The organism is Krasilnikovia sp. M28-CT-15 (genome assembly GCF_047159595.1).
Taxonomy (GTDB): domain Bacteria; phylum Actinomycetota; class Actinomycetes; order Mycobacteriales; family Micromonosporaceae; genus Actinoplanes.
In genome coordinates, this window is the sequence record NZ_BAAGAK010000001.1 from 2189424 (window position 1) to 2205789 (window position 16366).

Consider the following 16366-nt stretch of genomic DNA (forward strand, 5'->3'; position numbering starts at 1 on the left):
CGGCGCTCAGGGATGATCTCCTGCGGTGTCGCATCGTCAGATGCGGTGTGACACCGGGGCGCGACCACCGTCCACGTTGCAGCGTTCGGCATCTGAGCAGCGGGTTCATGTCCACACGCGATCTACCGGAAGGGTAGCCGGGGCGGGCGCGTTGACGTGCAACTTGCGTACTCATAGTGTCTGACGAGTGACGTCCTGTTGAACCTGGTAGTGATACCGATACGGTCGCGCAATGAGGAGCACCCTGCGGCCGTGAGGAGTCTTGGTGACTGTCGCGATTGGCATCAACGGGTTCGGGCGGATCGGCCGCAGCCTCATGCGGATCGTCGGTGCGGGACCGGAGACGGGGCTGACCGTGGTGGCGATCAACGACGTGGCCCCGGTCGAGCGGCTGGCATACGCGTTGCGACGCGACAGCCTGCGCGGTGGCTTCCCCGGCAAGGTCGCCGCCAGGCCGGACTACCTGGTCGTCAACGGGCGCCCGATCCGCGCGTTCAACGAGAGCAGCCCGCGCCAGATCCCCTGGTCGGCGGTCGGCGCGGACGTCGTCATCGAGGCCACGGGCCAGTTCCGCAGCGGCGATCTGGCCCGGATGCACATCACCCACGGCGGTGCCCGCAAGGTGGTGGTCAGCGCGTCCGCCACCGACCCGGACGCCTTCCTGGTGTACGGGGCCAACCAGCACACGTACGACCCGGCGCGCCACGACGTCGTCTCGCCCGCCTCGTGCGGCGTCAACGCCCTGACCGTGATGGCGAAGGTGCTGCTGGACCGGTTCGGCCTGCGCCAGGTCAGCACGTCGGTGGTGCTCTCGGCCCAGGGCTGGCAGCGGGTGCACGACGCCACCTCGGGCACCTCGCGCGACGATCCCCGGCTGGGCCGGGCCACGAACGAGAGCATCGTGCCGCACGACCACGTGGTCGGCGACCTCGTCCGGGTGGTGCTGCCCCGGCTCGGCGAGATCCGGTACAGCTACTACTGCGTGCCCACCCCGATCGGGTCGCTGGCCGAGCTGTCCGGGCAGGCGGAACGCCCGCTCACCGTCGAGGAGATCAACAGCGCGATGGCCGAGGCCGCGGCGGGGTCGTTGCTGGGTGTGCTGGCGTACGACCCCGACCCGACCGTCTCGATCGACGTCAAGGGCAACCCCGCCTCGTGCCTGTTCGACCCGTCCGGCACGCAGGCCACGGCGGACGGGGGGCTGAAGGTCCGGGGCTGGTTCGACAACGAGTGGGGCTTCTCACACCGGCTGCTCGACCTGGCCAGGTTGGTCGGGGGCGAGCATCCGGCCCTGCCGCTGGCCCGGCACGCCTGGAGCGTCGTGTAGAACTGGGCCGGTGACGACCAGCGACGACGTGCACGCGGCGGCCGAGCGGATCGCGGGGCGGGTGCGGCGGACCCCGGTCCTGCGCGACGGGGCCACGCTGTTCAAGCTCGAATACCTGCAGCACACCGGGTCCTTCAAGGCCCGGGGGATGCTCAACCGGGTCCTCGCCGCCGCGCACCGCGGCGAGCTGCCCGCGGCCGGGGTCATCGCGGCCTCCGGCGGCAACGCGGGCCTGGCCGCCGCGTACGCGGCCCGCGAGGTCGGCGTCCCCGCCGAGGTGTACGTGCCGGTGACCGCGCCCCCGGTCAAGGTCGCCAAGCTCGGCAAGCTGGGCGCCCGGGTGGTGCAGACCGGCAACGAGTACGCGGAGGCCTATGCCGCCGCCATGGTGCAGGCCGAGGCCACCGGCGCGCTGTACTGCCACGCCTACGACGACGCCGACATGATCGCGGGCAACGGCACGGCCGGGCTGGAGCTGCTCGACGAGCTGCCAGGCGGCTTCGACACCGTGCTGGTGGCGGTGGGCGGCGGCGGTCTGGCCGCCGGGGTGGCGGCCGCGCTGCACGGGCAGGCCCGGGTGGTGGCCGTCGAGCCGCGCGGCTGCGCGTCGCTGGCCGCGGCCCTGGCGGCGGGGGAGCCGGTGGACGTGCCGGTGTCCGGGGTGGCGTCCGACTCGCTGGGTGCCCGCCGGATCGGGACGCTCGGCTACGAGGCGGCGGTGCGCACGGAGATGATCTCGGTGCTGGTCGACGACCAGGCGGTCGTCGACGCGCGCCGCCGGCTGTGGGAGGACTACCGCATCGTGGTGGAGCACGGCGCCGCGACCGCGCACGCCGCGCTGACCAGCGGGGCGTACGTGCCCGCGACCGGGGAACGGGTGGTCGTGCTGCTGTGCGGGGCCAACACCAACCCGGCCGACCTGGGCTAAGGCGCGCCTTCCCGGAGTCGATGTGACCTTCGGCTCGTGGCCTCGGCTGTCGCGGGAGCGTATGGTCGATGGGCACTTGAAGCGTCAAGTGCAGGAGAGAGGGCCGTCATGTCTGAGGTTCGGACCCGGGTCACGGTGCCGCTGAAGTTCGCCGACGGATACACGACGACCGCCGAGGTGGTCACGTTCACCGGGCTGACCGACGGGCGGGAGCACCTCGCCCTCGCCCTCGGTGACGTCGCGAACGCCGACGTGCCGCTCGTGCGGCCGCACTCCGAGTGCCTGACCGGCGACGTCCTCGGCTCCCAGCGCTGCGACTGCGGCCCGCAGTTGCGCGAGGCCGTCGAGCGCATCGCCACCGTCGGCGGCTACCTGCTCTACCTGCGCCAGGAGGGCCGCGGCATCGGCCTGTACGCCAAGCTCGACGCGTATGCCCTGCAGGACGACGGCCTGGACACCTACGAGGCGAACCGGGCGCTCGGTCGCGACGACGACGAGCGCGACTACACCGCCGCCGCCCAGATGCTCACCGCCCTCGGCGTCGGCCCGGTCGACCTGCTCACCAACAACCCGGACAAGCCGGCCCAGCTGCGCGCGCTCGGGGTCGACGTGCGCGACGTGGTGCCCACCGGGGTGCACGCCTCCGCCGCCAACGTGCGGTATCTGGCGGCCAAGGTGGCGCACACCGCGCACACCATCACGCTGCCGCTGGCGGTCTGACCCGGGTCCGCGCGCCCGCGCGGGAATCCCTCAGATTTTCCGGCCCCCGCCGAACGTGTCGGCGTGGGAATCGAAGCAGTGAACTCGCGCATCGCCGACATCCAGAGCCGGATCATCGGGCTGCAGACCGGGCCCGCCGCTGTCGCCAGCACCAGGGCCACCCAGGGCACCGCAGCCGCCGGCGGCACCGCAGCCGCCAGCGGCACCGCCTTCGCCGCTCGGCTCGCCGATGCGGTATCGGCCCAGTCGGCGTCCACGGCCTCCGGCAGGACGTACTCGCTCAACGCCAAGGGCATCCCGACGGACCTGGCCGCGTACGGCAACGGCAAGATCCCGGCGAGCGCCCTGGGCCAGGTGGGTGACACCCGGCACCGGCTGTGGGCGCCCGCCGCCGAGTCGCTGACCAAGCTGATCGCCGACGCCAAGCGCGACGGTGTGACGATCGGCATCACAGACTCGTACCGGCCCTACGACGAGCAGGTGGACCTGGTCCGGCGCAAGGGCCTGTACTCGCAGGGCGGCCTGGCCGCCAAGCCGGGCACCAGCGAGCACGGCTGGGGCATGGCCACCGACCTCGACCTCGACGCCAAGGCGCTGGACTGGATGCGGACCCACGCCGCCCAGTACGGCTTCGACGAGAACACGCCGCGCGAGACCTGGCACTGGGCGTACAAGCCGAACGGGGTCTGACGCCCCGCGCTGCCGGTCAGACGCGGCAGATCAGCTCGCCGTGCAGCAGGGACAGCCAGCCGTCGGGGTCGGCGGCCCAGCGCCGCCACCCGTCCGCGATGCGTTCCAGGTCCGTGGCCGTGGCCGCGCCGCCGGCCACGGCGAGGCGGGCGAAGTCCGAGTGCCGGATCCGGTCTGCCCACAGGCCGCCCCACCACGCGCGATCCGTCTCGTCCGCGAAGCACCACGTGCTCGACGTCGCCGTCACATCGGTGAAGCCGGCCGCGTGCGCCCAGGACAGCAGGCGGCGTCCGGCGTCCGGCTCGCCGCCGTTGGCGCGGGCGACCCGCTGGTACAGCGCCAGCCACTCGTCCAGCTCGGGCACCCGGGGAAACCAGGTGAACGCGGCGTAGTCGCTGTCGCGGACCGCGACCAGGCCGCCGGGCCGGGTGACCCGGCGCATCTCGCGCAGCGCGGCGACCGGATCGCCGAGATGTTGCAGCACCTGGTGGGCGTGCACCACGTCGAAGCTGGCGTCCGGGAAGGCCAGGGCGTGCGCGTCGCCGACCGCGAAGTCGACCGTCGCGATGCCGCGCGCACGCACCTCGGTGCGGGCCAGCTCGAGCGCCTCCTCGGTGACCTCCAGGGCGGTGATCCGGCCCGGAGTGACGCGCGTCGCGAGATCGGCGGTGATCGTCCCCGGCCCGCAGCCGACGTCCAGCACGGTCATGCCGGAAGAAAGCCGAGGAAGTAGGTACGCGGCGGAATTCTCTGCGGTGCGCCAGCGGTGTGAGCGCAGCACCGACTCGTGATGTCCGTGGGTGTAGACGGCAGCCATGCCCTCAGGATTACTCCTGTGTCCCGTGATTCGGGAAGGAAATCCTGAAATATGGAACAGGGATGGATCGTCTCCGTCGTCGGGCGCTCACCGAGTGGGATACCGAGTTCGGCGCGTGGCAAGCAGGCCGTACTTTGATGCCATGAGGATCGGCATCATGGGCGCTACGGGACAGGTCGGCGGAGTCATGCGCCGCATCCTCGCCGAGCGCCAGTTTCCCGTTGACCAGCTTCGGCTCTTCGCCTCCGCCCGCTCCGCCGGGCGCACCCTGCCCTGGCAGGACTCCGAGGTGACCGTGGAGGACGCCGCGACGGCCGACTACCGCGGCCTCGACCTCGTCCTGTTCTCCGCAGGCAAGGGCAGCTCCAAGGAGTACGGCCCCCGCGTCGCCGAGGCCGGCGCCGTGGTCGTCGACAACTCCTCCGCCTGGCGGATGGACCCGGACGTCCCGCTCGTGGTCGCCGAGGTCAACCCGGAGGCGGCCCGGCAGCGCCCGCGCGGCATCATCGCCAACCCCAACTGCACCACCATGGCCGCGATGCCGGTGCTGCGCCCGCTGCACGCCGAGGCCGGACTCGTGGCCATGGTCGCCACCACCTACCAGGCGGTGTCCGGCGCCGGACTGGCCGGTGTCGCCGAGCTGGACGAGCAGGTGAAGAAGGTCGCCGACCGGGCCGCCGAGCTGACCCACGACGGGTCCGCCGTCGAGTTCCCGGCGCCCCGGTCGTTCGCCCGCCCCATCGCGTACAACGTCCTGCCGCTGGCCGGGTCGATCGTCGACGACGGCAGCGACGAGACCGACGAGGAACAGAAGCTGCGCAACGAGAGCCGCAAAATCCTCGGCATCCCGGACCTCAAGGTGTCCGGCACCTGCGTCCGGGTGCCGGTGTTCACCGGGCATTCGCTCCAGGTCAACGCCCGCTTCGCGCGGTCCGTCAGCCCCGCCCGCGCCCGGGAGCTGCTGGCCGGGGCGCCCGGTGTCGAGTTGTCCGACATACCGACTCCGCTGCAGGCCGCGGGCCGGGACCCGTCGTACGTGGGCCGGATCCGCGCTGACGAGACCGTCGACAACGGCCTGGCGCTGTTCATCTCCAATGACAACCTGCGCAAGGGCGCGGCGCTCAACGCCGTCCAGATCGCCGAGCTGGTCGCCGCCGAACTCGGCTGAAACCGCCCGTCTGTCCCTTTCCGACGCCCGTCCCGCCGCCCGGCGGGGCGGGCGTCGTCGTCTGGCGGGGGCCACGGATCTACGATCCACAATGGAAGAGCTGGGCTTTTTGCCGGAATCGGTAGCGCTTGGCCGGTTCCGGGTGCACAGTGATGGCATGAACGACAGTGGGCCGGGTGAAGGCGCCTATTTCTGGTGCCTGCGCCACGACCGCGTCGAGACCGGGGACGACAAGTGTCCTGCCCAGTATCGGCTCGGTCCGTTCCCCTCCGCCGACGACGCCACGCATGCACTCGAGACGGTCGCGAAGCGCAACGCGGCGTGGGACGCCGAGGACGCCCGCTGGACAGGGGAGCAGAGCTAGGCCGGCGCCGACGTCCTGTGTCCAAGCCGGAACCTTCGCAGTCGCCAGGCCCAGACGAGCCCGCAGTCATCGCAAGGAGGAACAATCCCTATGGCCGAAGTCAAGAAGGCCGCGAGAACGGCCGCCGCCCGCACGGGCGCGGGCCGGGCGTCGCCGACGGCCGCGAAACGCACCGCCGCGAAGAAGGCCACCGCCAAGAAGACCGCGGCGAGGCCGGTCACGAAGCGGACCGTGGCGAAGAAGGCCACCGCGAAGAAGGCCACCGCGAAGAAGACCACCGCGAAGAAGACCACCGCGAAGCGGACCACCGCGAGGCCCGCGGCCACGAAGTCGACCGCGACCACGAGGCCCGCCACGAAGCGGACCACCACGAAGACCACCGGCACGAAGGCCATCGGCAAGAAGACCACAGGTACGAAGGCCGCCGCCAAGAAGACCGCCGCCAAGAAGGCCGCCGGTGCCCGGACCGCCGTGACCAAGTCGGCCGCTGCGGCGAAGAAGACCACCACCAGGGCCGCCGGTACCGCGAAGCGGACCGCGACGAAGGCCGCCGGGACCAGGAAGGCCACCGGAGCCGCGAAGAAGACCGCCGCGCGGGCGACCGGAACCGCCCGGCCCACCGCGGCCAAGTCGGCAGCGGCGAAGCGGGTCGCCGCGAAGAAGGCGCCCGCCCGCGCGACCAAGGCCGTGAAGAAGACGACGGCGAAGGCAACCGGTACGGCCCGCAGGACCGCGGCGAAGGCCACCGGAACCGCGCGCAAGTCGGCGGCGAAGGCCACCGGAACCGCGCGCAAGACCGCGGCGAAGGCCACCGGTACCGCGCGCAAGTCGACGGCGAAGGCCACCGGTACCGCGCGCAAGTCGGCGGCGAAGGCCACCGGAACCGCGCGCAAGACCGCGACGAAGGCGACCGCGAGGTCCACGACCACCCGGACGGCGGCGAAGACGGCCACCAGGTCCGGGGTGAGGAAGGCGGCCACCCGCAGCACGGCCAACGCCGGGGCGGCGAAGATCCGGCCCGTCGGTACGGGCAAGGCGGCGAACGTGGCCAAGCCGGGCCGTACGACGAAGACGTCGGCCACCAACGCCGGTCGCGTCCGGGCACCCGCCTCGGCGTCCGCCGCCCGCAAGGCCGCGGCCGCCAACAGCCGCCGCTTGGCCGGGGCCGGCGCCGCCCGCAAGGCGGTCGTCAGGGCCTGACCGCACACCGCCGCGAACCGCTGTGCGGCTGATTCCGCCTCGGCGGTTTCGGCCGCACCACGATCGTGGGAGGTCGAGGACGCGCACCTGCTGGTAGTAATGGGGCGTGCCGATCAACCGGGTGGTGCGGGCGCCCCGCATCGACTTCTCCGTGCTGCGCCGCGAACTCCGGCTGCCCGAGGAGTTCCCTTCCTCCGCCCTGCAGGAGGCGACGGAGGTGGCGGCACGTACCCCCACCGGGACCGACCGTACGGACATCCCGCTGGTCACGGTCGATCCGCCGACGTCGCGCGACCTCGACCAGGCACTGTGCCTGACCCGCCGCTCCGGCGGCGGGTACCGGGTGCACTACGCGATCGCCGACGTCGCCGCGTGCGTGCGGCCCGGCGGCCCGCTGGAGGCCGAGACGTGGCTCCGCGGCCAGACCGTCTACCTGCCCGACGGCAAGGTGCCGCTTCATCCGCCGATCCTCAGCGAGGGCGCCGCCAGCCTGCTCCCGGACGCCGACCGCGCCGCCGTGCTGTGGACCATCGACCTCGACGCCGACGGTGACATCGCCGCGGTGGGCCTGGAGCGGGCCCGGGTACGCAGCCGGGCCAAGCTGGACTACGCGGGGGTGCAGGCGGCCGTGGACGCGGGCCGGGCCCCGGAGCCGGTGGCGCTGCTGCCCGAGATCGGCGCGCTGCTGGCGCGCCGGGCGGCCCGGCGCGGCGCGATCAACCTGCCGATCCCGGAGCAGGAGATCGAGCCCACCGGCGACGACGGCTGGCGGCTGGTGCTGCGGGCCCCGCTGCCGGTCGAGGAGCACAACGCGCAGATCTCGCTGCTCACCGGCATGGCCGCGGCGTCGCTCATGCTGGCCGGTGGGGTGGGGCTGCTGCGCACGATGCCGGCCCCGCAGCCCGACGCGGTCGCCCGGTTGCGCGCCGCCGCCGGGTCGCTGGGCGTGGCCTGGCCGCCGGGCGCACCCGTGGGCGATGTCGTGGCCGGGGTCGACGCGGGCAGCCCGCGCGGGGCGGCGTTCGTGGACCAGGCCGCCGAGCTGCTGCGCGGGGCGTCGTACACCGCGTTCGAGGGACAGCCGCCCGCGCAGACCGGGCACGGCGGGGTCGGCGCACCGTACGCGCATGTCACGGCGCCGCTGCGCCGCCTGGCCGACCGGTACGCGACCGAGGCATGCCTGGCCCTGCACGAGGGCAGGCCGGTGCCGGACTGGGTACGGGACGCGCTGGTGCGCCTGCCCGCCTGCATGTCGGCCAGCGACCGGCTGGCCTCCGCGGCGTACCGGGGCGCGATCGACCTGGCCGAGGCGGTGCTGCTGGCGGACCAGGTGGGTGCGACGTTCGACGCCGGGGTGCTGGACGTGGACGAGCCGCGTAACGGTGCCGCGAACCGTCGCCCGCCCGGCGGGACGATCGCGATCGACACCCCGGCGGTGCGGGCCCGCTGCACCGGCGAACTGCCGTTGGGCGAGCGCATCCGGGTGCGGCTGACCACCGCCGACCCGCAGACCCGTACGGTGCTGTTCGCGCGCGAGTGACCCCCCGGCGGGTCAGGGCAGGCGCGGGATCCCGGCCTCGTCGAGCGGCCAGCCCGGGTTGTGGGTGACCTCCCACAGGTGCCCGTCCGGGTCGGTGAAGTAGCCGAGGTAGCCGCCCCAGTCGGCGGCGCTGCCCGCCTTCACCAGCGCAGCCCCGGCCTGGACGGCCGCGCGCAGCGCCTCGTCCACCGCCGTGCGGCTCTCCACGTTGATCGCCAGCATGGTGCCGCGGAAATCCGTCGCCGGGTTGGCGGGCGGAATGCGCGCCGGCAGGCCCGCATCGGCCGCCAGGTCGTCCGTGGTGATCAGGCTGAGCAGGCCGCCCGCGGTGTGGAAGAAGCTGACCACCCCGGGGACCGAGGCGGGCGAGAGTCGCCAGCCGAGCGACGAGTAGAACGCGGTCGCGCGCGCGACGTCGCCGACGCCGAGGGTGGCGAGGCTGACCCGGGCGGGTACGGACACGTGGCACCTCCGATCACGGAGTCTGCCATCGGCCCGCCCGGGCAGCCGCGCCGCCGCGCCTAGCTGAATGTGTGCTCCGAGGCCGGGAACTCGCCGCCGCGGACCTCGTCGGCGAACCGCCGGGTCGCCTCGGTCAGCACCCCGGCCAGGTCGGCGTAGTGCTTCACGAAGCGCGGCGCCTTGCCCGTGCGCAGCCCGGCCATGTCCTGCCAGACCAGCACCTGCGCGTCGGTGTCCGGGCCGGCCCCGATGCCGACCGTCGGGATGCTCAGTTCTTTGGTGATCTGGGCGGCCACCTCGCCGGGGACCATTTCCAGCACCACCGCGAACGCGCCCGCCTCGGCGACCGCGCGGGCATCCGCGACCAGCTCCTCGGCGGCCCGGTCGCCGCGGCCCTGCACCCGGTACCCGCCGAACACGTGCTCACTCTGCGGGGTGAAGCCGATGTGCGCCATCACCGGGATCCCGGCGCCGGTCAGCGCCGCGATCTGCGCGGACACCCGGCGGCCGCCCTCGAGCTTGACCGCGTGGCAGCCGCCCTCCTTCATGAACCGCACCGCCGTACGCAGGGCCTGGGTGGGGCCCTCCTCGTACGAGCCGAACGGCAGGTCGCCGACGATCAGCGCGGTCTTCGTGGCGCGCACCACCGCGCGTACCAGGGGAAGCAGGTCGTCGGTGGTGACCGGGACGGTCGTCTCGTAGCCGAACACGTTGTTGGCCGCGGAGTCGCCGACCAGCAGCACCGGGATGCCGGCGGCGTCGAAGATGCCGGCGGTGTACTGGTCGTACGAGGTGAGCATGGCCCAGCGGTCGCCGCGTTCCTTGGCGGCGATCAGGTCGCGGGTGCGGACCCGGCGGGTCGGTGGGCCGCCGTAGAGGGTGGGCACCTCGGTTTCAGACATCGTCGTCTCCTTCCCTCGAGGCCGCGCGGTGCGGTCCCCGGGTTGTGCCCTCGATCGTCGCACCGCCGGGCCGTCCCCGGTCAGGGTTGAGTGCAGGTCGTCACACGCCCTCGCGGAATCTGTTCGTGATGGGCAGGCGCCGGTCCCGGCCGAACGCCTTGATCGAGATCTTCGTGCCGGGCGCGGCCTGGCGGCGCTTGTACTCCGCGCCGTCGACCATCCGCAGCACCCGGTCCACCAGGGCCGGGTCGTACCCGGCCGCGATGAGGTCGTCGCGGCCCGCGTCGTTGTCGATGTACCCGGTCAGCACCGCGTCCAGCAGGTCGTAGTCGGGCAGCGAGTCCGCGTCGACCTGGCCGGGGCGCAGCTCGGCGCTGGGCGGCTTGGTGATCGAGTTCTCCGGGATGGGCGGCTGGTCGCCGCAGGCCGCGGCCTCCGCGTTGCGCCAGTTCGCCAGCTTCCAGACCATCGTCTTCGGGACGTCCTTGAGCGGGTTGAACCCGCCGACCGAGTCGCCGTACAGGGTGGAGTAGCCGACCGCCAGCTCGCTCTTGTTGCCCGTGGTGAGCACGAGGTGGCCCTCCTGGTTCGACAGCGCCATGAGGACGACGCCGCGCACCCGGGCCTGCAGATTCTCCACGGCCAGCCCGGACAGCGACAGGTTCGCCAGGAACGCGTCGACCATCGGCTGGATCGGCTCGACCCGGTAGTCCAGCCCGGTGCGCTTGGCCAGGTCGGCGGCGTCGTCGCGGGAGTGGCCGGAGGAGAACGCGCTGGGCATCGAGACGCCGAAGACCCGGTCGGGGCCGATCGCGTCGACCGCGATCGCGGCGACCACGGCCGAGTCGATGCCGCCGGAGAGCCCGAGGACTACCGAGCGGAAGCCGTTCTTCTCGACGTAGTCGTGCAGCCCCAGGACCAGCGCGGACCAGATCTCCGCCTCGTCGCCGATGCGCTCGGCGACACCACCGACCACCCGGTCGCCGGTGACCGGGCGCGGCACGCCGGTCAGGGTGATCCGTTCGATCGCCATGTCGTCGTCGCGGGCCTGTTCGCCGTGCAGCGACTCGCCGGAGCGGCGGGTCAGCTCCGGGCCGGAACCCTCGACGTTGGGGGTCTCGTCGGCCGCGGGCAGCTCCAGGTCGTGCACCAGCAGGTCCTCGACGAACTGCGGGGACCGGGCCAGCAACTCGCCGGTCGCGCCGACGATGATCGAGTCGCCGTCGAAGACCAGCTCGTCCTGGCCGCCGACCATGTTCACGTACGCGACCGTGGCCCCCGCCTCGGCCGCGCGGCGCTGCACCAGCGGCAGCCGCACATCATCCTTGTTCAGCTCGTACGGTGAGGCGTTGATGTTGACGACCAGGCCGACCCCGGCCCGGCGCGCCGCCGCGAACGGGCCGCCCGCCTGCCACACGTCCTCGCAGACCGTGAGCGCGATGTCGACCCCGCCGAAGCGCACCACGGTCAGGGCCGAGCCGGGCTCGAAGTAGCGGTCCTCGTCGAACACCCCGTAGTTGGGCAGGTGGTGCTTGAAGTACGTGGCCGCGACCGCGCCGCCGTACAGCAGGGCGGAGGCGTCCCGGCGGCCGCTGCCGGGGGCGGCGTCGGCGCTGGTCGGGGCGGGGCCGTCGGCGTCCACGTAGCCCACCACCACGGCCAGCTCGCCCAGGCCGTCGGCGGCCAGGTCGGCGGCGAGGGTACGCAGCGCCGACCGCGAGGCGCGCACGAACGAGTCCCGGAACACCAGGTCCTCGATGGGGTAGCCGGTCAGCATCATCTCCGGGAACGCGACCAGCTGGGCTCCGGAATCCATGGCCGTCCGCGACCAGCGCCGGATCGCGGCCGCGTTTCCGGCGATGTCGCCGACCGTCGAATTCACCTGGGCCAGAGCGATGCGCATCGAGGGCATGCCCTCATTCTTCCCCAGCCTGGCCACGTCACCCGGCGCGGCCTGTTCTACCGTTTGCTGATCACCGTGGGACTCACCCGCAACATCCGCGAACGGCACGGTCAGCGTAACCTCGGCGTAACGGGGCCGGGAGACACTGACCGCCGAGCGGGCGGGCCGGTCCCAGCCGCTGGCGTACGAGGGGTTGACGTGGACCGACAGCAGGAGTTCGTGCTTCGCACACTCGAAGAGCGCGACATCCGTTTTGTCCGGCTCTGGTTCACCGACGTGCTCGGCACCCTGAAGAGCGTGTCCGTCGCGCCCGCCGAGCTGGAGAGCGCCTTCGAAGAGGGCATGGGCATCGACGGGTCGGCCATCGAGGGCTTCGCCCGGGTCTACGAGTCCGACATGATCGCCATGCCGGACCCGACCACCTTCCAGGTCTTCCCGTTCGAGGGCGGCTCCAGCGGGGAGAGCGCCCGGATGTTCTGCGACGTGCTGCTGCCCGACGGCAGCGCCGCCTGGGCCGACCCGCGCCACGTGCTGCGCCGCATGCTCTCCAAGGCCGCCGAGAAGGGTTTCACCTTCTACACCCATCCGGAAATAGAGTTCTTCCTCATCCAGGACGCCCCGGCGGACGGCTCCGTGCCCGCGCCGGTCGACAACGGCGGCTACTTCGACCACACCACCCATGCCGTGGCCCGCGACTTCCGCCGCCAGGCCGTGCTCGCGCTGGAACGCATCGGCATCTCGGTGGAGTTCAGCCACCACGAGGTCGCCCCCGGCCAGCAGGAGATCGACCTGCGCTACGCCGACGCGCTCACCACGGCCGACAACATCATGACGTTCCGGCACGTGGTCAAGGAGGTGGCGCTGACCCAAGGGGTGCGCGCCACGTTCATGCCCAAGCCGTTCACCGACCAGCCCGGCAGCGGCATGCACACCCACCTGTCGCTGTTCGAGGGCGAGCGCAACGCGTTCTTCGACGGCGACGACCCGCAGAAGCTGTCCAAGACCGCGCGGGCGTTCATCGCCGGGCTGCTTGTGCACGCCCGCGAGTACACCGCGGTCACCAACCAGTGGGTCAACTCGTACAAGCGGCTGTTCCCGCTGCAGTTGCCCGACCGGATCACCGAGTCGCCCGCGTTCGTCAGCTGGGGCCACCTCAACCGCTCCGCGCTGGTCCGGGTGCCCGCGTTCGGCAAGCCGAACTCGGCGCGGGTCGAGGTCCGCTCGCTCGACTCGGCCACCAACCCGTACCTGGCCTTCGCGGTCATGCTCGGCGCCGGGCTCAAGGGCATCGAGGAGGGGTACGAGCTGCCCCCGGGTGCCGAGGACGACGTCTGGTCGCTGTCGGCGGCCGAGCGCAAGGCGATGGGGTACGACTCCCTGCCGGAGAACCTGTCCGAGGCGATCGACGTGATGGAGAAGTCCGAACTCGTGCCCGAGGTGCTCGGCGAGCACGTCTTCGACTTCTTCCTGCGCAACAAGCGCGCCGAGTGGGAGCAGTACCGCCGCGAGGTCACCCCGTACGAGCGGCAGCGCTATCTCGCACTGTGACACGCGCAAGTCTGTGGGCCGTCGGAGCGTAGAACTGCCCTGTGCCCCGGGTACGTGCTCAATGCCTCGAACACCTCCAGGCTGATCGTCAGGAAGGGATCACACCGAGTCCGCTCAACTCCCGCGCCCCGGCGTCGATGGACAGTGACAGAGGCGTCGGGAGGAAACGTGCGCGAGCTGCGGAACCGGATCATGACTCCGGTCGGCGCCGTGCTGCTGGCGGGAGTCGTGCTCCAGCTGACGCTGCCGCTGCTCCCCACCCGGCTGGGCCTCGTGATCGCAGACGTGCCGATCACGGTCGGCGTGCTCTGCGCACCGGCCGGCTTCCTCCGGCGGGCCCGCGCACACACCGGACGGGAACGAGCCGGCTGGGCGCTGGGCATTGCCGCGGCCTGCCTGGTCGGGACCGCATACATCCTCTACACCGGGTACGCCGTGCTCGGCCTCGAGCCGGGCAAGCCCGGTCCTGCCGACCTGCTCTCGGTGGCCGGCGGCGTGGTGACCCTGGCCGGCATCACGCTGATCGCCCCGCGGCCACCCGGTGCGAGGGCGGGAATCACCCACGTGATCGACGTAGCCATCGTCACCGGCTCTCTGTTTGCCCTGGTCTGGCAGTTCGTCATCGCGCCGGCCACGGCCACACTGTCCCCGGGCACCCGGACGACCTTCGTTGTGATCATGCTGCCCGAGATCATCTCGGCCGCAGTGGCCCTCACCCTGATGTCGCGTACCCGGGCCAGCCAGCAAGGGCGCGCGCTGCATCTGCTCGCTGCCGCGATGGCTCTCTTCGCCGTGGCAGCGGTGGTCGGCACCCACAACGCGACCGCGGCGAAACCCTGGTACGCCACCGGTGCCGGCGCGCTGTACCTCATCGCCGGGTTGCTCATCTTCCTGTCCAGCCGTAGCACCGTCGGCGCGGCGGACGTCTCCGGCCGGCGGGCGCTGGCCGGTTTCTGGTCCGTTCTGCCGTACGTGCCCGTGGCGCTCGCCATCTGCGCCATCAGCGGCATTTACGTGCGCTCCGGCACGCTCAGCCCGGTGCTGTTCTGGGCGCTGGTGAGCTGTACCGCGCTGGCCCTGCTGCGGCAGTTCCTCAACCTGCTCACGATCAAGCGGCTCTTGCGGGACCTCGACGACCAGCAGGAGCGGCTGCGCCATGCCGCGCACCACGACCCACTCACCCTGCTGCCGAACCGGACCGCGTTTCATGCCAGCGCGGTCAAGGCGCTCGCCGCGGCGGGCCCGGACGTGCACACCGGCGTGCTGCTGCTCGACCTGGACGGATTCAAGCCGATCAACGACGGGTTCGGGCATGCCGCGGGCGACGCCGTCCTGGTCGCCGTAGGCCAGCACCTGCGCGGCGCACTACGCGACACCGACACCCCTGCCCGCCTCGGCGGAGACGAGTTCGCCGTCGTGCTGCCCGGCCTGGATGATCCGGCCGATGCCGAGACGGTCGCCGCCCGGATCCTCGCCCACATCGTCACGCCAGTGCCGACCGCCGGCACCCAGGTACAGGTGGGTGCCAGCATCGGGATCACCACCGCGTGTGGCCCCGGACACGACATCGACCGGCTGCTGCGGGAGGCCGACCATGCCTTGTACGCCGCGAAAGCGGCGGGCAAGGGAGTCGCACGCCGGTACACCGCAGCCGCAGTCACACCACACCCGGAACCGGCCCGGCCACGCGAGGTCACCCCGTACGAGCGGAAGCGCTACCTCGCACTGTGACACGCGAACTTTAGGCCCGGCGGTGGATCACCGTCGGGCCGCGGTCCGCTACGGTGCCTCCGGCGGAACAAGAATGAGGAGACACCGTGCTGCAAGACCTACTTGAGGGCGCCGGACGCAGCGTCGTGTTCGGATTGGTCGGCATCGGGCTGATGGCGCTCGGCTACCTGCTCGTGGACGTACTGACCCCGGGCAAACTGAAGGACCTCATCTTCGTCGAGCGCAACCACAACGCCGGGTTGCTACTGGTTGCCAACCAGCTCGGCATCGCGCTGATCGTCTTCACCGCGATCTTCACCACCTACGACGACTTCGCCAAGGGGCTGGCCTCGACGCTGATCTTCGGGCTGATCGGCATCGGCGTCATGGGCTTCGCCTTCCTCGTCCTGGACTGGCTGACCCCGGGCAAACTGGGCGAGGTGATCTGCACGCCGGACCGGCACCCGGGCGCCATGGTCAGCGCCGCCTCCCATTTCGGCGCCGCGCTCATCGTCTGCGCCTGCATCGCCTGACCGCGCGCCGCTGATCGGACGGCGCCGCTCAGGCCGCGCCCAGATGGGAGGCGAGGGCCTGCGCCTCGGCGCGCAGTCGCTGTGCCTGCTCGGGGCGCTCCAGGCGGGCGTACTCGTCGGCGGCGGCCAGCCGTTCGGCGATCTCCGCCCGGACGATCCGTTCGACCTCGGTGTCGTCCTGCGCCCGCCGGGCCACCTCGCTGACCCCCAGCCCGGCCGTGGACTTCGCGAAGGCGCCGCCGCCGTGCACCGGCGGCTCCGCGGCGTCGCCGGCGGCGGCGGGTGACGCGACCGCGGCCGCGTTCTCGATGGCGGCCAGCGCCGACCGGAGCGCCGTCACCGCGGACGTGTCACGCGCCTTCATCGCCGGGACCAGAGCGGCCTGCAACCGCTTCCGCAGCATCGACATGTGGTCATACCCGTCTCACGTAGGTGGCATGACCGTACCGGGCTGAGGGTGGCGATGACCGCGATTTCCGGTGCGCAAGGCGGTCCCCGCGGCGCCGGACTTCGCCCGGTTCCCCACCCGCCGGGCGATCGGCCGTGGCGACCCC

17 protein-coding genes are annotated in these 16366 nt (G+C 72.2%); 11 read left to right on the forward strand and 6 right to left on the reverse strand.

Features of this window, described 5'->3' with window-relative positions; genetic code table 11:
- Positions 1–265: 265 nt before the first annotated feature.
- The 4 genes from ACMCNO_RS10450 (at position 266) to ACMCNO_RS10465 (ending at position 3665) form a co-directional block, all read left to right on the forward strand.
- A complete protein-coding gene (locus ACMCNO_RS10450; RefSeq protein WP_412749205.1) occupies positions 266–1327 on the forward strand; it encodes a type I glyceraldehyde-3-phosphate dehydrogenase in 1062 nt (353 codons plus the stop codon).
- Between the two features lie 10 nt (positions 1328–1337).
- Entirely contained in the window at positions 1338–2255 is a 918-nt protein-coding gene (locus tag ACMCNO_RS10455; protein ID WP_412749206.1) for a serine/threonine dehydratase, read from the forward strand.
- Between the two features lie 108 nt (positions 2256–2363).
- Positions 2364–2975: a GTP cyclohydrolase II gene (locus ACMCNO_RS10460; protein WP_412749207.1), complete on the forward strand. Its 612-nt coding sequence runs from the start codon at positions 2364–2366 to the stop codon at positions 2973–2975.
- Between the two features lie 63 nt (positions 2976–3038).
- A complete protein-coding gene (locus ACMCNO_RS10465) occupies positions 3039–3665 on the forward strand; it encodes a D-alanyl-D-alanine carboxypeptidase family protein (RefSeq protein WP_412749208.1) in 627 nt (208 codons plus the stop codon).
- A gap of 16 nt (positions 3666–3681) precedes the next feature.
- Here the strand turns inward: ACMCNO_RS10465 and ACMCNO_RS10470 are convergent, their stop codons facing one another.
- Positions 3682–4482 (reverse strand): class I SAM-dependent methyltransferase, encoded by an 801-nt coding sequence (locus ACMCNO_RS10470; protein WP_412749209.1) that lies wholly within the window; start codon positions 4480–4482, stop codon positions 3682–3684.
- A gap of 142 nt (positions 4483–4624) precedes the next feature.
- Here ACMCNO_RS10470 and ACMCNO_RS10475 point away from each other — a divergent pair, with 142 nt between their 5' ends.
- Both ACMCNO_RS10475 and ACMCNO_RS10480 read left to right on the forward strand, forming a co-directional pair.
- Positions 4625–5650: an aspartate-semialdehyde dehydrogenase gene (locus tag ACMCNO_RS10475; protein WP_412749210.1), complete on the forward strand. Its 1026-nt coding sequence runs from the start codon at positions 4625–4627 to the stop codon at positions 5648–5650.
- A 91-nt stretch (positions 5651–5741) separates the two neighbouring features.
- Complete coding sequence (locus ACMCNO_RS10480; RefSeq protein WP_412742389.1) at positions 5742–6014, forward strand: hypothetical protein; 273 nt, start codon at positions 5742–5744, stop codon at positions 6012–6014.
- On the opposite strand, the gene ACMCNO_RS10485 is transcribed toward ACMCNO_RS10480, so the two are convergent.
- Entirely contained in the window at positions 6011–6994 is a 984-nt protein-coding gene (locus ACMCNO_RS10485; RefSeq protein ID WP_412749211.1) for a hypothetical protein, read from the reverse strand. The two genes, ACMCNO_RS10480 and ACMCNO_RS10485, sit on opposite strands and share 4 nt — an antisense overlap.
- On the opposite strand from ACMCNO_RS10485, the gene ACMCNO_RS10490 reads away from it, so the two are divergent.
- Together ACMCNO_RS10490 and ACMCNO_RS10495 are read left to right on the forward strand one after the other, a co-directional pair.
- Entirely contained in the window at positions 6978–7214 is a 237-nt protein-coding gene (locus tag ACMCNO_RS10490; protein ID WP_412749212.1) for a hypothetical protein, read from the forward strand. The genes ACMCNO_RS10485 and ACMCNO_RS10490 overlap by 17 nt on opposite strands.
- Before the next feature lie 106 nt (positions 7215–7320).
- Complete coding sequence (locus ACMCNO_RS10495; protein ID WP_412749213.1) at positions 7321–8754, forward strand: RNB domain-containing ribonuclease; 1434 nt, start codon at positions 7321–7323, stop codon at positions 8752–8754.
- A gap of 12 nt (positions 8755–8766) precedes the next feature.
- Here the strand turns inward: ACMCNO_RS10495 and ACMCNO_RS10500 are convergent, their stop codons facing one another.
- The 3 genes from ACMCNO_RS10500 to ACMCNO_RS10510 all read right to left on the reverse strand — a co-directional run bounded on the left by ACMCNO_RS10500 (position 8767) and on the right by ACMCNO_RS10510 (position 12030).
- Complete coding sequence (locus ACMCNO_RS10500) at positions 8767–9216, reverse strand: VOC family protein (RefSeq protein ID WP_412749214.1); 450 nt, start codon at positions 9214–9216, stop codon at positions 8767–8769.
- Between the two features lie 59 nt (positions 9217–9275).
- Complete coding sequence (gene panB, locus ACMCNO_RS10505) at positions 9276–10118, reverse strand: 3-methyl-2-oxobutanoate hydroxymethyltransferase (protein ID WP_412749215.1); 843 nt, start codon at positions 10116–10118, stop codon at positions 9276–9278.
- 100 nt (positions 10119–10218) lie between these two features.
- Positions 10219–12030 carry an NAD+ synthase gene (locus tag ACMCNO_RS10510; protein WP_412749216.1) on the reverse strand — a complete coding sequence of 604 codons (1812 nt, stop codon included), beginning with the start codon at positions 12028–12030 and terminating at the stop codon, positions 10219–10221.
- 189 nt (positions 12031–12219) lie between these two features.
- On the opposite strand from ACMCNO_RS10510, the gene glnA reads away from it, so the two are divergent.
- From glnA to ACMCNO_RS10525, 3 genes are all read left to right on the forward strand, one after another.
- Complete coding sequence (gene glnA, locus ACMCNO_RS10515; RefSeq protein ID WP_412749217.1) at positions 12220–13569, forward strand: type I glutamate--ammonia ligase; 1350 nt, start codon at positions 12220–12222, stop codon at positions 13567–13569.
- A 168-nt stretch (positions 13570–13737) separates the two neighbouring features.
- A complete protein-coding gene (locus ACMCNO_RS10520) occupies positions 13738–15300 on the forward strand; it encodes a diguanylate cyclase domain-containing protein (protein ID WP_412749218.1) in 1563 nt (520 codons plus the stop codon).
- A gap of 86 nt (positions 15301–15386) precedes the next feature.
- Positions 15387–15812 carry a DUF350 domain-containing protein gene (locus ACMCNO_RS10525; RefSeq protein ID WP_412742382.1) on the forward strand — a complete coding sequence of 142 codons (426 nt, stop codon included), beginning with the start codon at positions 15387–15389 and terminating at the stop codon, positions 15810–15812.
- A 28-nt stretch (positions 15813–15840) separates the two neighbouring features.
- On the opposite strand, the gene ACMCNO_RS10530 is transcribed toward ACMCNO_RS10525, so the two are convergent.
- Positions 15841–16221 (reverse strand): hypothetical protein, encoded by a 381-nt coding sequence (locus ACMCNO_RS10530; RefSeq protein WP_412749219.1) that lies wholly within the window; start codon positions 16219–16221, stop codon positions 15841–15843.
- Between the last annotated feature and the right edge of the window lie 145 nt (positions 16222–16366).